The organism is uncultured Citricoccus sp. (genome assembly GCF_937871995.1).
In the GTDB taxonomy this organism is placed as follows: domain Bacteria; phylum Actinomycetota; class Actinomycetes; order Actinomycetales; family Micrococcaceae; genus Citricoccus.
This window is the reverse complement of record NZ_CALMQR010000010.1, coordinates 1-5173: the sequence shown is the minus strand read 5'-3', so window position 1 is coordinate 5173 and position 5173 is coordinate 1. Positions and strand designations below refer to the sequence as shown.

The 5173-nt window shown below is 73.7% G+C and carries 6 protein-coding genes; 4 read left to right on the top strand and 2 right to left on the bottom strand.

The genetic code is table 11. The annotated features are described in order from the left end of the window. Both Q0283_RS00720 and Q0283_RS00715 read left to right on the top strand, forming a co-directional pair. Positions 1-560, top strand: a 560-nt coding sequence (locus Q0283_RS00720; RefSeq protein WP_298041985.1) for an arginase family protein, incomplete at its 5' end; no start/stop codon positions are given. 179 nt (positions 561-739) lie between these two features. After that, positions 740-1144 carry a hypothetical protein gene (locus tag Q0283_RS00715; RefSeq protein WP_298041984.1) on the top strand — a complete coding sequence of 135 codons (405 nt, stop codon included), beginning with the start codon at positions 740-742 and terminating at the stop codon, positions 1142-1144. Positions 1145-1177: 33 nt separating this feature from the next. Here the strand turns inward: Q0283_RS00715 and Q0283_RS00710 are convergent, their stop codons facing one another. Then, on the bottom strand, positions 1178-2545 hold the full coding sequence (locus Q0283_RS00710) for a serine hydrolase (protein WP_298041983.1): 1368 nt from the start codon (positions 2543-2545) through the stop codon (positions 1178-1180). Between the two features lie 71 nt (positions 2546-2616). On the opposite strand from Q0283_RS00710, the gene Q0283_RS00705 reads away from it, so the two are divergent. Continuing rightward, the gene (locus tag Q0283_RS00705) at positions 2617-3582 is read left to right on the top strand and encodes a serine hydrolase (protein WP_298041981.1); all 966 of its coding nucleotides are present in this window, start codon (positions 2617-2619) and stop codon (positions 3580-3582) included. A 57-nt stretch (positions 3583-3639) separates the two neighbouring features. On the opposite strand, the gene Q0283_RS00700 is transcribed toward Q0283_RS00705, so the two are convergent. Beyond that, positions 3640-4026, bottom strand: coding sequence for an MmcQ/YjbR family DNA-binding protein (locus tag Q0283_RS00700; RefSeq protein WP_183528634.1), 387 nt, complete (start codon positions 4024-4026; stop codon positions 3640-3642). 86 nt (positions 4027-4112) lie between these two features. Here Q0283_RS00700 and Q0283_RS00695 point away from each other — a divergent pair, with 86 nt between their 5' ends. Continuing rightward, positions 4113-5030 carry a serine hydrolase gene (locus Q0283_RS00695; RefSeq protein WP_183528632.1) on the top strand — a complete coding sequence of 306 codons (918 nt, stop codon included), beginning with the start codon at positions 4113-4115 and terminating at the stop codon, positions 5028-5030. Positions 5031-5173: the final 143 nt, after the last annotated feature.

Sequence of the window (5173 nt, the reverse complement as noted above, 5' to 3'; positions counted from 1 at the left end):
GCGGCCGGCTCGGGATCCTGAACCTCGACGCGCACTTCGACCTGCGGGCCGCGGACCGGGCCACCTCGGGAACGCCGTTCCGGCAGATCGCCGAGGCCGAGGCCGCCGCCGGACGCCCCCTCGACTACGCGGTGCTCGGCATCAGCCCACCGAACAACACCCGCGTGCTGTTCGACACCGCCGAGCGCCTCGGGGTGCACTACCTCACCGACGAGGACTGCGCGGACCAGCCGGAGCGCGTGGCGGCGTTCGTCGAGGACGCGCTGGGCCGGGCCGACGTCGTCCACCTGAGCGTCGACCTGGACGTGCTGCCGGCCGCCGTCGCCCCCGGGGTGAGCGCCCCGGCCGGGTTCGGCGTGCCGGTCCACGTCATCCACGCCGTCTGCCGGCAGGTGGCAGCCAGCGGCAGGACGGCGGTGCTGGACGTCGTCGAGCTCAATCCGCGGTACGACGTCGACGGCCGCACGGCCCGGACGGCCGCCCGGCTGATCACGACCGTGGTCCACGCCGCGGCCGCGCAGGGTGCACCGGGGCCGGGTGACCAGCCCGAGCCGGGGTGAGCCCACGCAGCCGGGGCCACGGCACGGGGCGCTGATCCCTTCCGCATCTCTCGACCATGGTCCTAGGGTGGCTTCTCAACCGCGGTGAGACGGCAGTGATGCTGCCCCGTCCGTGCACGCCCTCGCGATGCACGTCCTCCATCCACAGAGCCCTTCAGCCGTGTCCTAGGTAGGTCATCATGCGTGCAGTCCTCCGAACCCTTGTCCCCGCGGCCCTCTTCCTGAGCCTGCTGGCCCCGGCCGGCGCCGCGAACGCCGCCACCGAACGCGTCGAACCGTTCTCCTTCACCGTCGATGACTGCGAGGGGGGAACCATCCGGGGGGAGGGGACCCTCCACGCCGCCTACGAGATCCAGCCCGACTGGTCGATCAGCGTCGAGGGCGATGCCCGGGGCACGGCAACCGGTGACCAGGGCAACGAATACGTCCTCGAGGAGAGCCACAGTGAGGTCTTCGCCCTGGGTGACTACACCTTCGACTATCGCGCCGACCTGATCAGTCAGGGCTCCGCACCCGATGAGGTGCTGCTGGTCCACTACGACCCGGGCAGTGGACTCACCTTCGAGACGGAGTGCGACGACTGACCCTCAAGGGGCCTCCCCGCCGCGGGCGGGTCCTCAGGACTCGCAGGTCGCCTCCAGCATCGGCCCCAGCAGCTCGTTGACGTCGTAGGTCAAGGGCTGGGCACTGGTCATGTCCCGGCCCGTGGCGCCGAGGGAGACCTGCCGGGTGCCGTCGGCGGAGGAGAACACCAGGGCCGCGGTGCCGAAGGTCAGCCCGTCATGGCCGTAGATCCACTGCGGTGCCTCACCCGGCCCGGTGCAGGGGTCCGGCACGCGGTAGATCCCCAGCCCGTACCCGCCGACGTCCCCGGTCCGCGGGGTGACCATCTCCTGCACCAGCTCCTCGTCGACCAGCTCTCCGGAGGTCAGCGCCTCGGCGAAGCGGTTCAGGTCCCGGGTGGTGCTGACCACGGCGCCGGCCGCGTCGAAGACGTCCGGGTCGAACCCGCGGAGGGACTGCCAGCCGAGACCGCCGACGTCGGTCCCTCCCGTCCACATGGCCCCGGTCAGGAACCGCCCACCGTGCTGGGGCTCGTCCGGGAAGGAGCTGTGGTGCATCCCGGCCTCGTCGAACACCCGGTCCTCCAGCAGGTCCCCGAGGTCCTCCCCGGTCACCTCCTCGAGCACCACGCCGAGGGCCACGTACCCCGCGTTGGAGTAGCTGAAGTCGGTGCCCGGTGCGAACAGCCAGGGCAGCGCGTTGACGACGTCCAGGTGGTCCTGCGGGGTGTAGTCCTCGCCGAGGGCGGCGATGAACTGGTTCCAGTCGGACAGGTCCGTCATCCGCGTGGCGATCAGTTCCACCGAGGCGGTCTGTGCGCCGGACCGGTGACTGAGCAGGTGCTCCACGGTGACGTCCGGCTGGCCGGGGAACAGGCCGGGGACGATGTCCTCGACCTTGGTGTCCAGCGCCAGATGCCCCCGCTCGATCTCCTGCAGGGCCACCGTGGCGACCATGGTCTTGCTGATGCTGCCGACGCGGAACCGGTCCTGCGGCCGCGCCTGCGGCCTGCGGTCGATCTCCCGGTGCCCGGCCGAGCCACGCCAGGAGAAGCCCGGGGAGTCCACGCGGGCCGTCACGCCGACGGCGCCGTCCTCGACCAGTCCCTGGGCGGCCCGGTCCAGTGCGCGCTCGCGCTGCCGGGACTCGCGGTCCCCGTCCCCGTGCGTGGGCCGGGGGACCTCAGTCCCCGGCGCCTGACGCTGCTGCTCCGGGCGGTCCCGCTGCTCCAGGCGCTCCTGCAGGTCCAGGCGCTCCTGCAGGTCCAGCCGGTCGAGGAACGGCTGGCCCTGGGACGTCGGCGGCCCCTGACCGGCGTCCTGCGGTCCGGCCTGCACGGCGGCGGCCGGAGCCGTCCCGCCCGCGGAGATCCCGACGACCAGTGCAGTGGCCGCGACGAGGGCGACCGGACGACGACGCATGACGCGTTCCTCTCGTTGGTATGCCTCCACGGTACGAAGGATGTGTGAGCTGGACAACTTAAGATGGGCCCATGGAACCGACCGCGCTGGAGCGCCGCCTCACCGCCCTGGCCGACGCCGTTCCCTTCGCACTGCACTACCGGGTCCACCTGCGGGGGCCCGTGCTGGGGGCCGCGCGGCCCGCACCCGCCGGGAGTCTCCCGACGCCGGCGGGGGGCCTCACGCTCTCGCGCCGCGCCGACGTCGTGGTCCCCTCCTTCTCCACGCGCAAGGTGGGCGTGCTCTGCGCGGCCCTCGCCCTCGTGCGCACCGGGCGGCTCAGTCTGGACCGGCGGCTGACCGTCACGGAGGACCTCAGGGACGGGGTGCAGGCCGGGATCATGCGCAACCTCTCGGCCGGGATCGAGCTGAGCCTGCGCGACTGCCTGGTGCAGATGATGGCGACCAGTGACAACATCTGCACGCAACTGGTGTTCGAGGCGATCGGCTCGGCGGTCGACCCCGTCCTGCCCGGGACCTCCGCGGAGCAGGCCGCGCTGCAGTACGTCAACGACTACTGCGCCTGGGCCGGGATGCGCGCCACGTGGCACCGCGAGACGTTCCCGCGCACCGGCGACCTGACGTGGTCCCACCCGCTGGACGCCATCACCGTCACCACGGCGGCGGACCAGTGCCACCTGCTGGCCTCGATCGCCCGCGGAGTCTCGGACGAGGAGGCCGCGGCCGCGTTGCAGCTGACCGCCGGGAACTGCCGGTTCGCCGTGGAACTGATGCGGGGGATCCACACCCCGCGACTGGGGGCCGCCACCGGGCGCATCGGCTTCGCCGAGAAGAACGGCCGCGGACTGCGCTCGCTGTCCCAGGTGGGCATCGCGCTGGACGGGGACGGCACGCCGCTGGCCGCGCTCGCGGTGTTCGCCGAGTCGGTCCCCACCCGGTTGCCGGACGGGCTGCCCGGGCGCAACGCCGTCTTCGAGGCGTTCGCCGCGGTCGGCCTGGCCGTGCAGGACGCGGTCTCACCGCTCGTGACCGCCTGACCGCCTGGCCGCCGGGCCGGGTGACCGGCTAACCGGATGACCGGCAGGCCGCAGGGTCTACGCCGGCGCGGCCCCGAAGGTGTCCGGGTCCACGGGACGCTCGGCGCGCGGCAGCCCGGCCACCACGAGCCGGTAGGAGTCGGTGACCAGTTCCCGCACGAGGGTCCTGTCCACGCTCTCGCCCGGGCCGATCGTGATCCAGTGCCGCTTGTTCATGTGGTACCCCGGCGTGATCTCGTCGTGGGCCGCGCGCAGCGCCGTGGAGTCCTCCGGCTCGGCCTTCAGGGTCACGACGGGCGCGCCCACCACGTCGGTCAGCAGCATGAAGACCTTGCCCCTGACCTTGTAGACCTCGTGCTCGGGGCCGAAGGGGTGTCCCACGGTGGACGCGGGCAACTCCTCGGCCATCTCCCGCGCACTGTCCTGCAGCTCAGTGCCGTTCACCGCGTCCCTCCTGCCGGCCGTCGTCCCTCCGCCTGACCGCCAGCCTCCCACACCCGGACGTGGGCGGCCCTCGTAGGCTGGGACACATGTCTGGACACGGCTCACCGCACCCGCTCGGCCCCGGCGTGGTCTCCCTGCAGGACCTCACGACGTCAGCGACCGGGCTGCGCTTCGCCGTCCGGTTCCCCGCGGCGCCCGGGGGCGCGCCACGTGCCGCGGTGGCGCACGGGGCGGAGGACCGGCACCCGCTGGCCGGGACCGGCAAGCTGTTCCTCGCGGTCGCCGTGGCGCAACTGGCGGAGCGCGACCCGGAATTACCGGCGGAGCCGGTGACCATCCGTGGCGAGCACCGCGCGGCCGCCCGCTCCGGGACGCTGCGGCGGATGGATGGCGAGCTGCAGCTGACCGTGGACGACGCGATCGCCCTGGTCGTCGGGACCGGCGACGCGGCGTGCGTGGTGGCGCTGCTCGAGTTCCTGGCGGCCAGGGGAGCGGACGTCCTGGGCGAGGCCCAGCGGGCGGTGGCCGGCCTGGGCCTCGACGCGACGGCCTTCACCGCGCTGGAACCCGCGGTCCTCGGGGACGCGGACGCGCCGGGGGAGAGCTGGGGTGAGGGCCTCCTCGGCACGACGACCCCGGCCGACCTCTGCACCCTGCTGGAGCGCCTGGCCACCGACGGGACGGCCCGTTCCGAGCGGATCCTGGGCTGGATGGGCACGGCGTTCGAACCGGCCGGACTGGCCAGCGCCCTGCCCGGCTTCGGACCGCGCACCATCCCGCACCGCACCGTCTCCGGCCTCGAGCTCCTGACGCCCCCCGGGGCACCCGGGTGCGCCTCCGTGCTGATCCTGCCGGCCGACGTCGGGACCGGGCGGCCGGCCGCGTGCGTGGCCGCCTACCACCCGCGGACCCGCACAGAGGACCCGGCGGGATCCGCGCTCGAGGCCGGCGCGGCGCTGGGCTCGCTCGGCCTGGCCGCGGCCCGGGCCCGGGACGTCGGCTGAGGCCGGAGCGCGCCCCGGTCCGCGGTGCCGCCGGCCGGTCCTGCCCGCCGCCCGTTCGTCCGGATCGGGAGGACACGTCCGTGCGGAGACGCAGGGGGCGATGTCCTCTCGACCCGGACGGACGATGACCGGGCGGCTCACCC

Excerpts from the sequence above, each read along its gene's own strand:
- Q0283_RS00715 (WP_298041984.1), top strand. The coding sequence starts at position 740 with ATGCGTGCAGTCCTCCGAACCCTTGTCCCCGCGGCCCTCTTCCTGAGC.
- Q0283_RS00710 (WP_298041983.1), bottom strand. The coding sequence starts at position 2,545 with ATGCGTCGTCGTCCGGTCGCCCTCGTCGCGGCCACTGCACTGGTCGTC.
- Q0283_RS00705 (WP_298041981.1), top strand. The coding sequence starts at position 2,617 with ATGGAACCGACCGCGCTGGAGCGCCGCCTCACCGCCCTGGCCGACGCC.
- Q0283_RS00695 (WP_183528632.1), top strand. The coding sequence starts at position 4,113 with ATGTCTGGACACGGCTCACCGCACCCGCTCGGCCCCGGCGTGGTCTCC.